At 59.9% G+C, this 14,355-nt stretch carries 10 protein-coding genes and 3 pseudogenes; 6 read left to right on the forward strand and 7 right to left on the reverse strand.

Annotation, left to right across the window (positions count from 1 at the left end):
- From AB1J88_RS00300 to AB1J88_RS00310, 3 genes and pseudogenes are all read right to left on the reverse strand, one after another.
- Positions 1–221 (reverse strand): histone-like nucleoid-structuring protein, MvaT/MvaU family (locus AB1J88_RS00300; protein ID WP_430289930.1); only part of this gene is annotated, 221 nt, incomplete at its 3' end.
- 234 nt (positions 222–455) lie between these two features.
- Positions 456–1,991 (reverse strand): annotated as a pseudogene (locus AB1J88_RS00305) (EAL domain-containing protein).
- A gap of 117 nt (positions 1,992–2,108) precedes the next feature.
- A pseudogene (locus tag AB1J88_RS00310) lies at positions 2,109–2,982 on the reverse strand (LysR family transcriptional regulator).
- 78 nt (positions 2,983–3,060) lie between these two features.
- Between AB1J88_RS00310 and AB1J88_RS00315 the strand changes: the two are divergent.
- Positions 3,061–4,008 carry a DMT family transporter gene (locus tag AB1J88_RS00315; RefSeq protein WP_430289931.1) on the forward strand — a complete coding sequence of 316 codons (948 nt, stop codon included), beginning with the start codon at positions 3,061–3,063 and terminating at the stop codon, positions 4,006–4,008.
- A gap of 245 nt (positions 4,009–4,253) precedes the next feature.
- Positions 4,254–5,330: a 4-hydroxyphenylpyruvate dioxygenase gene (hppD, locus tag AB1J88_RS00320; RefSeq protein ID WP_041067161.1), complete on the forward strand. Its 1,077-nt coding sequence runs from the start codon at positions 4,254–4,256 to the stop codon at positions 5,328–5,330.
- Between the two features lie 119 nt (positions 5,331–5,449).
- On the opposite strand, the gene rarD is transcribed toward hppD, so the two are convergent.
- The 4 genes from rarD to AB1J88_RS00340 form a co-directional block, all read right to left on the reverse strand.
- A complete protein-coding gene (gene rarD, locus AB1J88_RS00325; protein ID WP_041064620.1) occupies positions 5,450–6,331 on the reverse strand; it encodes an EamA family transporter RarD in 882 nt (293 codons plus the stop codon).
- A 200-nt stretch (positions 6,332–6,531) separates the two neighbouring features.
- Positions 6,532–7,545 carry an aldo/keto reductase gene (locus AB1J88_RS00330; RefSeq protein ID WP_430289932.1) on the reverse strand — a complete coding sequence of 338 codons (1,014 nt, stop codon included), beginning with the start codon at positions 7,543–7,545 and terminating at the stop codon, positions 6,532–6,534.
- 68 nt (positions 7,546–7,613) lie between these two features.
- A complete protein-coding gene (locus AB1J88_RS00335; RefSeq protein ID WP_262947787.1) occupies positions 7,614–8,513 on the reverse strand; it encodes a LysR family transcriptional regulator in 900 nt (299 codons plus the stop codon).
- A 179-nt stretch (positions 8,514–8,692) separates the two neighbouring features.
- Complete coding sequence (locus AB1J88_RS00340) at positions 8,693–10,003, reverse strand: MFS transporter (protein ID WP_430289934.1); 1,311 nt, start codon at positions 10,001–10,003, stop codon at positions 8,693–8,695.
- A 173-nt stretch (positions 10,004–10,176) separates the two neighbouring features.
- Between AB1J88_RS00340 and AB1J88_RS00345 the strand changes: the two genes are divergently transcribed.
- The 4 genes and pseudogenes from AB1J88_RS00345 to AB1J88_RS00360 all read left to right on the forward strand — a co-directional run.
- Positions 10,177–11,298 carry a sugar diacid recognition domain-containing protein gene (locus AB1J88_RS00345; protein ID WP_430289935.1) on the forward strand — a complete coding sequence of 374 codons (1,122 nt, stop codon included), beginning with the start codon at positions 10,177–10,179 and terminating at the stop codon, positions 11,296–11,298.
- A 246-nt stretch (positions 11,299–11,544) separates the two neighbouring features.
- Positions 11,545–12,687 (forward strand): glycerate kinase, encoded by a 1,143-nt coding sequence (locus AB1J88_RS00350; protein WP_430289937.1) that lies wholly within the window; start codon positions 11,545–11,547, stop codon positions 12,685–12,687.
- A gap of 335 nt (positions 12,688–13,022) precedes the next feature.
- Entirely contained in the window at positions 13,023–13,463 is a 441-nt protein-coding gene (locus tag AB1J88_RS00355; protein ID WP_430289938.1) for an MCP four helix bundle domain-containing protein, read from the forward strand.
- Between the two features lie 65 nt (positions 13,464–13,528).
- Positions 13,529–14,355, forward strand: a pseudogene (locus AB1J88_RS00360) (methyl-accepting chemotaxis protein); the annotation flags it as partial.

Genomic DNA, 14,355 nt, shown 5'->3' on the forward strand with positions numbered 1-14,355 from the left:
TTTGGTGCGGCGGACACTTGCAAGCCGGACTTGGACGGGTTCGGATCGAGAATGGCGATGATGTCTTTCAGGCCTTTGCCGTAGGTTTTCATCAGCCCCTGGAGCTTTTCTTCGAATTCGATTTCTTTCTTGAGCCCGGCATCGTTCTTCAGCGATTCCAGCTGCTTGAGCTGTTCCTGAAGGGCCTTTTCAGCTGCACGAAATTCAGCGAGTCTGGACAATATCTTTACTCCAATAGTGTGTTTGGCTGATACCAACCGCAAACAAAGCTATAAGCCAAGAGCCTTGAAGCGACTCGGTGATAATGGCTCACCTGTCAATCTTGCACAGGCTGAAAAAATTGTAGTAGTTAATGCGCCAAGAGTAAATCCTGATCTTGTCGTCATGTAACAACAGTGGTGTTTTGTATCAATTTGGTGCGTCGGGTCGAAGCGTCGGGCTTAATTTATTTTTAGTTAACGATCACTTAATGCAGCGATGAAGTCAGCGCCGGGCATGGGTTTTCCGAACAGATAGCCTTGCAGGAAGTTGACGTGGTGTGCGGTCAGGTAGTCAGCCTGTGCCGGAGTTTCTACACCTTCGGCAACAATACCCAGATCAAGCTTGGCCGAGAGTTCGATAATCGTGTCCAGAATATGCCGCGACAGCGCATCAATGCCGATCATCGCGACAAAACTCTGGTCGATCTTGAGAAAGTCGACATTGAATTTTCGCAGGTAGCCCAGGCTTGAATGCCCGGTGCCGAAGTCGTCGATGGCGATCATCACGCCGAGCATGTGCAACTGCTCGAACAACTGGTGCGTGACATCGGTCGGCTCGATCAGTTGGCGCTCGGTCAGCTCCAGCACCAGGTTGATACTGCCGGGGGCAAACCGGCGAGAAATTCGCGACAGTCCTCCACTAGCTCCAGGTCCTGGCAGTGACTGGCGGTGATGTTGATGCCGATATGGAACGGTTGGTCGAAGTCCACAGAAAGCGGGCCAAGCAGGGCGGCAGTCTGTTGCATCAGCGAGCGGGTCATGGGCACGATCAGACCCGAATGTTCAGCGAACGGGATGAACAGGTCCGGGCGCACCAGACCTTCCTTGGGGTGTTTCCAGCGCATCAGCACTTCGGTGCCGGACCATTTCCTGCTGTCACCATGCACCACCGGCTGAAAGTAAGGGACGAACTCGCCGGCCTCCAGAGCGCGGAGCATTTCATGGCTGGGCGAGGTGGCGCGTCGTTGCAGGACGTGAGCGATTGCGCCCGAGATCACCCCGAAAAAGATCAGCAGGCTGAACAGCGGTGGGTATTCGGCGGCCATGTAGCGCCACGTTTGCCCTTGCGCGAACCCTGCGCTGACACTGAAGGCGTAACGTGAAGACACCAACGTACTTTGCGCAATCGGCAGCGGCGGGAGGGCGCCCTGATGCACTTTGCCATCGGCCGACAGCCAGTTGTCGCCGACCTGCAGTACCAACTGCGTCTGCCGACCGATCAGGCGCAGGATGTTGCTCAAGTGATAGCCATCGAGCGTAGTCAGCGCGCCACCGCGACCTTCGCTGAGCCGATACACCAGCAGCGCGGTGTCGGGCGTGACGGGGTTGCCATTCATCAACCACAGTTTGCCTTGCGCATAGTCGCCCGGATTCACGGCTTCCTTGAAATCACCGAACAGCGAGCTGCAATAGAGGTTGTTGTCCCACACCAGGTTGGTCGAGCGCACGAAAGGCCGGCGGGTCACCTGTTCGCGCAAAGCCAGTTTTACGCTTTCGCAGGGCTGGCCAGCCAGGGGCAATAACTCGATGGCAGCCTGGGCAGTGTTGTCGAGCATCAGCTCGAATTGGCGCAACGCCTCATCGGCGGTGTTTTGCGTGCTCTGCTGCAAGGCCCGTTCGGCTTGCATATACAGAATCCCGCCGCCCAGCAGGACGGGCAATACACCGCAAAGCAGGGGTCACCAAAATGCGCACGCTACGTTTGCGGCGGGGTCTGACGGTCAAGGGCATAGGCGCATCCTGTTGCGATGAGGTGGAACGCTCGAATGCAGGCCTGGGCAACGGGCGCATCGGTGAAGAACAGCGGAGTCAGAAGGGATGATAGATGGCTGCTGGCGCTTGTGCTGCTCACGGCTGATTGATCTGCTTGGCGAGTTCGATAAATGCCCGCGTGGCGGGCGAAGCCTGACGCTGATCGAGAACAGCGAGGCCGATCAGACGTTGCACTGCCGGCAACAGCGGCTTCTTCACGTAGCGCGGCGCTGGATCGTCTGGCAATGAGCCTTCGGCGACGACCGTGACTGCATCGCCCCGGCTGACGACGTCAAGGGTGCTGAGCAATTGCGAGCAGCGGTAGCGAATGTTCGGTTGCAGGCGCGCGGCAGTGAACAGGCGTGAAACCAGTTCCGCTGAACCGGCCTCGGTCAGCACAAAGGGAGCGGCACATAAATCCTGAAGACTCAGCGCCGCGCTTGCGGCCAGTGGATGACCGAGCGGGAGCAGGGGCAACCATCTGGTCTTCGACCAGCGCAAAAGTGTCGAAGCGCTCCTCGGGCAACACCACGAAACCGACGTCGATTCGCCGCTCTTCCAGCCACTGCAGCACCTGCCGGTCCGGCCCCTCATCGATGTGCACTTCTATGCCGGGATGGACTTGGCGATAACGCTGCAGAATTCTCGGCAGCAACTTGATCGACGCCGTCGGGCCGAACGAGCCAATGCGCAGCGTACCGCTTTTCATGCCCCGCGCATCGGCCGCCTCCTGGCGCAGAGTGTTGGCCAGGCCGAGCATGGCGCGTGCGCGCTGGAGCAACTGCTCGCCGATATCGGTGAGCTCCACCTGCGACGGGTGTCGGCGCAACAACTCGACGCCCAACTCCTGCTCCAGGGATTTCATGGCGTGGGATACCGCTGACTGCGAAATCCCCAGACGATGGGCGGCGAGGGTGAAGCCGCGCAGTTCGGCGACCAGTGAGAAGATCTCCAGTTGCGTGAGGGTCATGAGTGTTTGCTCATTTTACGATGAGAGGGAATGAGGTAAATGATACGCCATCCTTTGGCTTCTCTGGTTTGGAGCGTCATGCGCAACGTGGAGCAAACTCGCAATAACGTTTCTGATCGGTCGGTTTATCTGACGCTGGCAGCCGTGACCATGATTTGGGGCGGGACCTTTGTCGCCGGGCGTTTTCTGGCGGGCAGCCTCAGCCCGCTGTTCGCCGCCAGCCTGCGCTTCCTGCTCGCCAGCGTGGCGTTGCTCGGGTTTGTATGGATTGCGCGTATCCCGCTGGCACGACCGACGCCTCGGCAATGGCTGCAATTGACGCTGCTGGGGTTCTTCGGGATCTTTTTCTACAACCTCTGTTTCTTTTATGGCCTGCAGTACATCAATGCCTCGCGCGCTTCGTTGATCGTCGCGTTGAATCCAGCCGTGATCGGCCTGGCTTCCTGGCTGTTGTTCAAGGAGCGCCTGGGCCGGGTGAAAGTCGCCGGCATCGCCCTGTGCATTGGCGGCGCGAGTCTGGTGATCGTCAGTCGCAACCCGCAATTGCTCGCCGTTACTCCGAATGCCTGGATCGGCGATTTGTTGATTCTCGGTTGCGTAGCGGGCTGGGGTATTTACTCGCTGTTTTCCCGCGAGTTGAATCAGGCACTCGGCCCGCTGCAGACGGTGACGTTTTCGGTATTGATCGGCTGCGTGATGCTGTTGGTGCTGGCGACATTGCGTGGCGAGATGAGCGCGGCAGCCTTGCTCAATCTCGACACGCCGCAATGGCTGAGCCTGATCTACCTCGGTGTGTTCGGCTCGGCATTGGCTTACATCGGCTACTACGACGGCATCCGCAAAATCGGTGCGACCCGTTCCGGCGTGTTCATTGCCCTCAATCCACTGACCGCAGTGCTGCTCGGCGCGCTGTTGCTTGGCGAGCAACTGACCTTGACTCTGTGCTTTGGCGGCGCGCTGGTGCTGGCGGGAATTTACCTGTGCAACAAACCCCTTGCACCGATGCGAAAAAGGCGGATTTTATAGAGAAGGCAGACAACCCTATTTACGCTGTGTAGAATCCGGTTACGCATACAATAATAAACGTCTTCTGGCAGCAGAAGCCTCGCCCGCAAGAGCCTTGGGTCGACAATGAAGATATTCGGGTTTCAACTGATCTACGGTGACTTCCTCGCCCGCAGTGTGCGAGGCATCTCCTGCGCACCACCCGCCGGTCTCAGCATTACTGACAACTAACTCTGGTTAATTGATAAGAATGATGAGGCGTCACCATGGCAGATTTATACGAAAACCCAATGGGCCTGATGGGCTTTGAGTTCATCGAGTTCGCATCGCCGACTCCTGGCACCCTGGAGCCGATCTTCGAGATCATGGGCTTCACCAAAGTCGCGACCCACCGTTCCAAGAACGTGCACCTTTACCGCCAGGGCGCGATCAACCTGATCCTCAACAATGAACCGCACAGCGTAGCGTCGTACTTCGCTGCCGAGCATGGTCCGTCGGTGTGCGGCATGGCGTTCCGGGTCAAGGATTCGCAGAAAGCCTACAACCGCGCCCTGGAATTGGGTGCTCAGCCGATTCATATCGAAACCGGGCCGATGGAGCTGAACTTGCCGGCGATCAAAGGTATCGGCGGCGCGCCGCTGTACCTGATCGACCGTTTCGGCGAAGGCAGCTCGATCTATGACATCGATTTCGTGTTCATCGAAGGCGTTGACCGCAACCCGGTCGGTGCCGGCCTGAAGATCATCGATCACCTGACCCACAACGTGTACCGCGGCCGCATGGCCTACTGGGCCAACTTCTACGAGAAGCTGTTCAACTTCCGTGAGATCCGCTACTTCGACATCAAAGGCGAATACACTGGCCTGACCTCGAAAGCGATGACCGCACCGGACGGCATGATCCGCATCCCGCTGAACGAAGAGTCGTCCAAGGGCGCCGGGCAGATCGAAGAGTTCCTGATGCAGTTCAACGGCGAGGGCATCCAGCACGTGGCGTTCCTTACCGACGATCTGGTCAAGACCTGGGATCAGTTGAAGAAGATCGGCATGCGCTTCATGACCGCGCCGCCGGACACCTACTACGAAATGCTCGAAGGCCGTCTGCCGAACCACGGCGAGCCGGTGGATCAACTGCAATCGCGTGGCATCCTGCTCGACGGCTCGTCGAACCCGGATGACAAGCGTCTGCTGCTGCAGATCTTCTCGGAAACCCTGATGGGGCCGGTGTTCTTCGAATTCATCCAGCGCAAGGGCGACGATGGTTTCGGCGAGGGCAACTTCAAGGCGCTGTTCGAATCGATCGAGCGTGACCAGGTGCGCCGTGGTGTACTCGCGACCGAGTAAGCCATAAAAAAGCCTGGCTTATGCCAGGTTTTTTCAAGATCAAAAGATCGCAGCCTTCGGCAGCTCCTACAGAGAATGTATCCAATGTAGGAGCTGCCGAAGGCTGCGATCTTTTGCTTTTAAGAGCGGCGTTGCCGCATCAAGTGCTTGAAGCCTTCAAACACCAGCACCACCACCGCCAGCCAGATCGGGATGTACGTCAGCCATTCACCGGCCTTGATACTTTCACCGAGCAACAGCGCGACACCGAGCAGCAATACCGGCTCGACATAGCTGAGCAGACCAAACAGGCTGAACGGCAACAAGCGGCTGGCAATGATGTACACCACCAGCGCCGACGCACTGATCAAACCGAGCAGCGGGATCAGCCAGAGCAAGCCCGGATACTGATCGAACACGGCAAAGCCTTGCTCGCCACCGCGTACAAACCAGTACGCCACTGGCAGCATCAGCGTCATGTCGACCCACAGACCGCCGAGGTTGTCGGTCTTCAGGCGTTTGCGCAGCACGAAGTACAGCGGGTAACCGACAACGACCACCAGGGTCGCCCAGGAAAAACCGCCGACCCGATACAACTCGTTCGCCACACCCAGCGTGGCAAAGAACACCGCGATTTTCTGCAGGTACGACAGGCTGTCGCCGTAGACGATGCGCCCGGTCAGCACCATCGCCAGCGGCAGCAGGAAATAGCCCAGCGACACGTCGAGGCTATAACCATTGAGCGGCGCCCACATGAACAGCCACAACTGCACGCCGAGCAACGCTGCCGAAACGATCAGGCCACCTGTCAGCTTCGGAGAACCGGCCACGCGCCGCAGCAATTCCAGCACCCGCCGCCATTCACCGGAGACCAGCATGAACACGGTCATGCACGGCACAGTCAGCAGCATCCGCCAGCCGAAGATTTCCACGCCGCTCAACGGAGTGAGCAGCGAGGTGTAGTAATACATGACGGCAAACAGCACCGAAGCTGAAACCGATAGAGCGATACCTTTAGACAAACTGTCCTCGCGGATGGGTGATCAAACAGGGCGCGCAGGATACGTGGTTTTTGTTCTGAATATTGGCCGAGTGCTCAATATTTCCCACATTCTGAACCGTCTGCCGCCCTGTAGGAGCTGCCGCAGGCTGCGATCTTTTGCTTTTGAGCTTTTAAAATCAAAAGATCGCAGCCTGCGGCAGCTCCTACAGGGCAGCGGTGTCAGATAGGGCGCGGTTTACGGCCGGACACAAAATGGCTCACATCATTGAACCCCGGTGTCGACGCGTGCCCCGGGGTCACCAGCGAGTCGATAAACGCTTCATCTTCCGCCGTGATCTGCACCGCCTGCGCCTTGGTGTAAGCATCCCACTGCTGCTCGGTGCGCGGCCCGACGATCGCCGAAGTTACCGCACTGTTGTTCAGCACCCAGGCAATTGCGAATTCGACCATGCCCACGCCACGGCCTTGGGTGTATTGCTGGATCTGCTGAGCAATGCGCAGCGATTCAACCCGCCATTCGGTTTCCAGAATGCGTTTGTCCTGACGTCCGGCGCGGCTGTTGGCATCCGGAGTGACATCGGGTGCGTATTTGCCGCTGAGCACGCCACGGGCCAGCGGGCTGTAAGGCACCACGCCGAGGCCATAGGTCTGCGCGGCGGTGATCTGTTCGGTCTCGGCCTGGCGGTTGACGATGTTGTACAGCGGCTGGCTGATCACCGGGCGGTCGATACCGAGCTTGTCAGCGATGCTAATCACCTCGGCGATGCGCCAGCCGCGATAGTTCGACAAGCCCCAATAGCGAATTTTACCCTGACGAATCAGATCGCCAATCGCCGACACGGTTACTTCCAGAGGGGTGTTGTGGTCCTCGCGGTGCAGGTAATAGATGTCGAGATAGTCGGTACCGAGGCGCGTGAGGCTGGCTTCCAGACCGTTGAAGATGTGCTTGCGGCTCAAACCGCTGCGGTTTGGCACGCCGTCCGCCGGGCCGAAACCGACCTTGGTTGCCAACACCCAGTCGTGCCGATGGCGGGCGATCGCCTCGCCGACAATTTCTTCCGAGCGGCCGTTGGTGTAGACGTCCGCGGTGTCGATGAAATTGATGCCCTGATCCCAGGCCTTGTCGATGATGCGCAGCGAATCCTCGGCGCTGGTCTGTTCGCCAAACATCATCGTGCCGAGGGTGAGGGTGGACACCTGCAACCCCGAGTGCCCCAGTGTGCGATAGCTCATGCCGAAATCCTTTTATCGGTGGGAAAGCTTCCATCAAATACCAGAAGCATCCGACGGGGCAAAGTGAATTATCGGCTCAGTGCCGCGCAACGCGTCTGTAAAAACGCCTGTAACACCCGAACGCGTTCGGACACTTGGACCCGATGCGGGCAGAGCAGATTGAACGGCACGCTCTCGCCATGCCAGTCATCGAACAGCGTCAGCAGGCGTCCGCCGCGCACATCCTCGGCGACGTCCAGCCAGGCTTTGTAGGCAATGCCATGCCCGGCCAGCGCCCAGCGCCGCGCGACTTCGCCGTCATCGCTGAGATAGTCACCGTGGACTTCAACTTCCAGCGTTTCGTCCTCGCGACTGAAGCGCCAGGTGTTGTAAGGCCGGCCGTTGCGCAAATAGAGCAGGGCGCTGTGCTCGTTCAGTTCGCCGGGATGTTGCGGGGTACCATGGCGAGCCAGATAGTCCGGGCTGGCGCAGGCTACTCGTCGATGCGCCGGCAGAATCGGCAGCGCCACCAGCGTCGAGTCGCTGGGCACGCCGAAGCGCAGCGCGACATCCACGGTTTCGCGAAACAGATCGGCGTGCCGATCGTTTAGCAGCAGTTGCAATTGAATATTCGGGTGTTCGCGTTTGAATTCATCCAGCCATGCCAACAATACGTTGCGCCCGAAATCCGACGGCGCCGCCAGTTGCAGCACCCCACTGAGGCCTTCGTCGTGTTGCTTGAGCGCTTGTTCGCCTTCGGCCAAGGCGGACAAGGCGATGCGTACACTGTCGAGATAGCGCCGACCTTCTTCGGTCAGGCGCATGCTGCGGGTGGAGCGCGCGAGCAGGCGAATGCCGAGACGGGTTTCCAGGCGCTTCAACGCAATGCTGGCGGCGGCCGGCGTCAGTTCCAGGGCGCGGGCGGCGGCGGAGATGCTGCCGGAGTCGGCCACGCGGACGAAGATCTCCAGATCGAGAATCGAGCTCATTGGTAAAAATCCTTTAAAGATCTGTGCGTTTTTGCGGGATTTTTCCGTGATTGGCAAGTTCGGGCGTTGCAATCAGTAAAGAAAAAAGATCGCAGCCTGCGGCAGCTCCTACATGGAAATACGCGTTTTCCTGTAGGAGCTGCCGCAGGCTGCGATCTTTTGATCTTAAAACGTGATGATTAAGCCCGCAGAGTCCGCGTCATGCGCAACGCCAGCAAACTCCCGCCAACAATCACACCCGCCAACAGATACAACGCCGCATCGGTCGACCCGGTGCTGTCCTTGACCCAACCCACCAGGTACGGGCTGAGGAAACCGGCCATCTGCCCCATCGAGTTGATCAACGCCAGTCCGCCGGCCGCGGCGCCCGCGCTCAACAGCGCGGTCGGCACTGGCCAGAACATCGGCAGACCGGTCAGCGCGCCCATGGTCGCAAGGGTCAGGCCGAGGATCGCGATGGCCGGGTTGGCGGCGAAGTTCACCGCGATCAGCAGGCCGAGGGCGCCCATCAGCATTGGCACCACCAAATGCCAGCGACGCTCTTTGCGCAAGTCCGCCGAACGCCCGACCAGCAGCATGAACACCGCCGCCAGCAGATACGGAATCGCGCTCAACCAGCCGATCACCAGGTTGTCGCTGAAACCGAGGTTCTTGATGATCGACGGCAGCCAGAAGTTGATCGCGTACACGCCGCTCTGGATGCAGAAGTAGATCAGGCCAAACGCCCAGATCGCCGGGTTCTTGAATACCGCAAGCAACGAGTCGGAGGTGGTTTTCGGTTTGTTCGCCAGGTCTTCGGCCTGATCGGCTTCAAGCACCGCGCGCTCGTACGGGCTCAGCCACTTGGCGTTGGCAAAGCTGTCACTCAGCAGGAAATAGGCGAGGGCGCCGAGGATCACGGTCGGAATGCCTTGCAGCAGGAACATCCACTGCCAGCCCGCCAGGCCGCCCTGCCCGGCGGCGAAGTGGTTGAGGATCCAACCGGAAAACGGGCTGCCGAGCAGGCCGGAGACCGGGATCGCCGACATGAACAGCGCCATGATCCGCCCACGGCGAAACGTCGGGAACCATTGCGAGAGATACAACACCACACCGGGGAAGAACCCGGCTTCGGCCGCACCAGTGAACAGGCGCAGGGTGTAGAACTGGGTCGGGGTGGTGACGAACAACAGGCAGGTCGATAGCGTGCCCCACGTGATCATCATCAGCGCGATCCAGCGCCGTGGACCGAACTTGGTCAGCGCGAGGTTGCTCGGTACGCCGCACAGCACGTAGCCGATGAAGAAGATCCCGGCGCCGAGGCCGTACACGGTTTCGCTGAATTTCAACGCGTCGAGCATCTGCAGCTTGGCAAAGCCGACGTTGACCCGGTCGAGGTAGTTGAACAGGTAGCAGATGAAAATGAAGGGAATCAAACGCAGGGTGATGCGTTTGTAGACGGCGTTTTTACCGTCGTCGATGGTCTGGGTAGCTGCGGCGCTCTGCGACATAGCGGCTCTCTCTTTATTATGATTTTTTGCGATGCACAGGTTAACGTTGATCGCCCCGAGAGTCTCGGCCACCTGTGGCCGGATTGTCTTTGTGCCTGAGCACAGGGTTTGCCGCCAGACCCTGTGCGGTGTGAACAACCGTCCGCCGCCGCTGCTTAAGGATTTTGCCGATCATGTTCGAACTCGATCACGACCTCGCTCAGGATATCGTCGACCGGGCCATGGCCATTTTGCCCTACAACGTCAACGTCATGGACAGCCAGGGCCTGATCCTTGGCAGCGGCGAGCTGGAGCGCATCAACACCCGTCACGAAGGTGCGCAACTGGTGCTGGCCAACGGGCGGGTGGTAGAGATCGATGCACAAACCGCCGTGCACTTGAAGGGTGTGCAGCCGGGGATCAACCTGCCGCTGATGCTCGATCAACGCCTGATCGGCGTGCTCGGTATTACCGGCGAGCCGGAGCAACTGCGCACCTACGCCGAACTGGTGCGCATGACTGCCGAAATGCTCGTTGGTCAGCGCAATCAGCAGGCCGAGCAGCAATGGCGGCGCCAGCGTTGCGATGACCTGCTGGCGTTGCTGTTGAGCGATGCCGGCGACTCGCCGCGGCTGGTCGATGAGGCGCAGCAACTGGGGCTCAAGCCGCAGTTGACCCGGGTGCCGTACCTGTTCGAGCTGGGCCTGGAACAAGGGCCGGGACAAACCGTCGAGGCGCTGAGTGCGTGGCTGACCTCGCGCTACCCGGACAGCTGGTGCGTGAGTTCGGCCAAGTCATCGCTGCTGTGGTGCCGGCCCGCAAGTCAGACGGTTGAGCATGATCGTTTGCTGGAAAAACTCGATGGCCTGGGCTGGAACATTCTGCGCATCGCCGTGGGCGGGCAGGCGGATGGGCTGGCCGGTTTGCGCCGCTGTTATCGACGGGTCGGCGATCTGCTGGCGTATGGGCGTGAGGTGCTGCCGCAGTCGCGACTGCTGACGCTCAATCGCTATCGTTTGCCGGTGATGCTCTGGCGCCATCGCAATGACGACGCGCTGGATGAACTGCTCAAACCGTTGCGCAAAGTGATTGCCAAGGACGGTAACGGCCAGTTGCTCGCGACCCTGCGCAGTTGGTGTGAACACGACGGCCAGAGCCAGGCCTGTGCCGATGCGCTGGGCATTCACCGCAACAGCTTGCGTTACCGGATGGAGCGGATTGCCGAGATCAGCGGAGTTGATCCGTTGCGGCTGGACGGGATGTTGGCGTTGTACCTTGGGGTGCAATTACTGCCGCAGACTGATCCGGCGGTATGAGTTGTTCTTAAGGCCGCCATCGCTGGCAAGCCAGCTCCCACAGGTTTACAAGGTGATTACAAGTTATGTAGCCACTGAAGATCCCTGTGGGAGCTGGCTTGCCAGCGATGAGGCCAGAGCATTCGGCATCAAGTCCAAGGCTTTTGTAGAAATGAACAATAAACGCCAACCGCCCTTGTGCAGCGGACAGGCGTCAATGCGCGTGCCGACTGGCAGCATGAAGCGCATTGGAACTGGAGAATTCGCATGAAGATCGTCATTGCCCCCGATTCGTTCAAGGACAGCCTGAGTGCCCAAGGCGTTGCCGAGGCCATTGAGCTGGGCCTGGCGCAAGTCTGGCCGCACGCCACGCTGGTCAAATGTCCGATGGCCGACGGCGGCGAGGGCACGGTGGAGTCGATTCTTGCTGCCTGCGAAGGCGAACTGCGCCGGACTCGGGTACGCGGGCCGCTGGGCACTCCGGTCGATGCGGCGTGGGGCTGGCTGCCGCACAACCACACCGCGATCATTGAAATGGCCGAGGCCAGTGGTTTGCAGTTGGTGCCTACGGGGCAGCGCGATGCCTGCATCACCAGCACCTTCGGCACCGGTGAACTGATTCGCGCCGCACTGGATGCCGGTGCGCAACGGGTGATTCTGGCCATTGGCGGCAGCGCCACCAACGATGGCGGCGCCGGCGCGATGCAGGCGCTGGGGGTGAAATTGCTCGATGCACAAGGTCAGGTGCTGGTACCGGGCGGCCTGGCCTTGGCGCAACTGGCGCGGCTGGACTTGAGCGAGCTTGATCCGCGTCTGGCCCAAGTGCGGTTCGACATCGCCGCCGACGTCAACAATCCACTGTGCGGGCCGCACGGTGCCTCGGCGATTTTCGGCCCGCAAAAGGGCGCGTCACCGGTACAGGTGCAACAACTGGATCAGGCCCTCGGTCACTTCGCCGACTTCTGCGCGCAAGCGTTGGGCAAAGACGTTCGCGATGAGCCGGGCAGCGGCGCGGCCGGCGGGCTGGGCTTTGCGGCGAAAGCGTTTCTGGGCGCGCAATTTCAAGCAGGCGTGGAAGTGGTGGCCGAATTGGTGGGCCTTGCGGAAGCGGTCAACGGCGCCGATCTGGTGATCACTGGCGAAGGTCGCTTCGACGCGCAGACCCTGCGCGGCAAAACGCCGTTTGGTGTGGCGCGGATTGCCAAAAAACACGATGTCCCGGTCATTGTCATCGCCGGCACGCTCGGCGAGGGTTATCAGGAGCTCTACGAGCACGGCATCGACGCCGCATTCGCAGTCACCAGCGGCCCGATGACCCTGGAGCAGGCCTGCGCCGAAGCTCCACGCTTGTTGCGCGAGCGCGCGACGGACATCGCCCGGGTCTGGCAAATGGCCAAAGTCAATAACTGACTGCGTGAAGATGTTGTGGCGAGGGGATTCATCCCCGATGGGCTGCGAAGCAGCCTCCTGCGCTTTTCGCTAAAAACCAGTTTTGAGATTTTGCGACTGCTGCGCAGCCGATCGGGGATGAATCCCCTCGCCACAGAGGGTTGGTGTCAGGGTGTTTCAGTGTTGAAACACCTTGAAAAATATTTCTGCTTTACACGAAATCTTCCTAAAGCCCAGCCGATACAGAGGTCAGGCGCACACAGATTCCCTCGAACAGTGCCGCCGGACTGACCCCGCTCAAGGGCCAGTGATGACGGCAAGGACGCTCGCAGTTACCTCTATCCGAGAGTCCAACCATGTCCTTGCGTAACCTGAATATCGCGCCTCGTGCTTTCCTCGGTTTTGCCTTTATCGCCTTGTTGGTGATTGTCCTTGGTGTGTTCGCCGTCAACCGCATGTCGACCATCCGCCAGGCCTCCATCGACATGGAGACCAATCAACTGCCCAGCGTCACGTACCTTGGCGTGGTAACGGAAAACGTTCTGCGCCTGCGGATTCTGTCGTTCCGGATTCTGGTCAACCGCGACCCGGCAGGCCTGCAAGAAGCGCAAACGCGCATCGGCGTGCTGGTGGACAAGGTGCGCAGTGCTCAGGCCAGTTACGCCGCGTTGCCGGCAGAGGGCGAAGAGCGTGCGTTATATCAGACGTTCGCGACCACACTCGACAACTACCTGCAAGCGCAAAACCAGATGATGGAGCTGTCGCGCAGGACAAAGTCGACGAGATGCGCACCCTGATCAACACGCGGATCAAGGACGGCACCGACCAGATGGGCGAACAGCTCAACAAGCTGATCGCAATCAACGCTGCAGGCGCGAAAGTCGCCTCCACGCAGGCCGGTGAGCATTACGACAGCGCCATTACCGGCATCGTCATTGTGGCTGTTGTCGCGGCGCTTGCCACCGTCCTGCTGGCCCTGCTGCTGACCCGCAGCATCGTCACCCCGCTGAACCGTGCCGTGCAGGCGGCGCAAACCATCGCTGGCGGCAACCTGACCCAGTCGATTGAAGTGGATGGCAAAGACGAAGCCACACAATTGCTGCAAGCCTTGTCGACGATGCAGACCAATCTGCGCAAAACCATCGAACAGATCGCCGGCTCCGCCACCCAGTTGGGCGCCGCGGCCGAAGAGCTGAGCGCAGTCACCGAAGAAGCCTCCCGTGGCTTGCAACAGCAGAACAACGAGATCGAACAGGCCGCCACCGCCGTCAACGAAATGACCGCCGCGGTGGAAGAAGTCGCACGTAACGCGGTCTCGACCTCCGAAGCCTCGAACCAGTCGACCCAGGCCGCCCGCGAAGGTCGCGATCAAGTGGTGAAAACCGTCGACGCGATCCAGACCATGACCCATGACGTGCAGAGCACTGCGCAAATGATCGAAGGCCTCGCCGCGCAGGGTCGCGACATCGGCAAGGTGCTGGATGTGATCCGCGCCATCGCCGAACAGACCAACCTGCTGGCCCTTAACGCGGCGATCGAAGCGGCGCGCGCCGGTGAGGCCGGGCGTGGTTTTGCGGTGGTGGCGGACGAAGTGCGTGCCTTGGCCCATCGCACCGCGCAGTCGACTCAGGAAATCGAAAAAATGGTCGCCGGCATTCAGAACGGTACCGGCGAAGCTGTGTCGTCGAT

Source organism: Pseudomonas sp. S8 (assembly GCF_050473925.1).
In the GTDB taxonomy this organism is placed as follows: Bacteria; Pseudomonadota; Gammaproteobacteria; order Pseudomonadales; family Pseudomonadaceae; genus Aquipseudomonas; species Aquipseudomonas parakoreensis.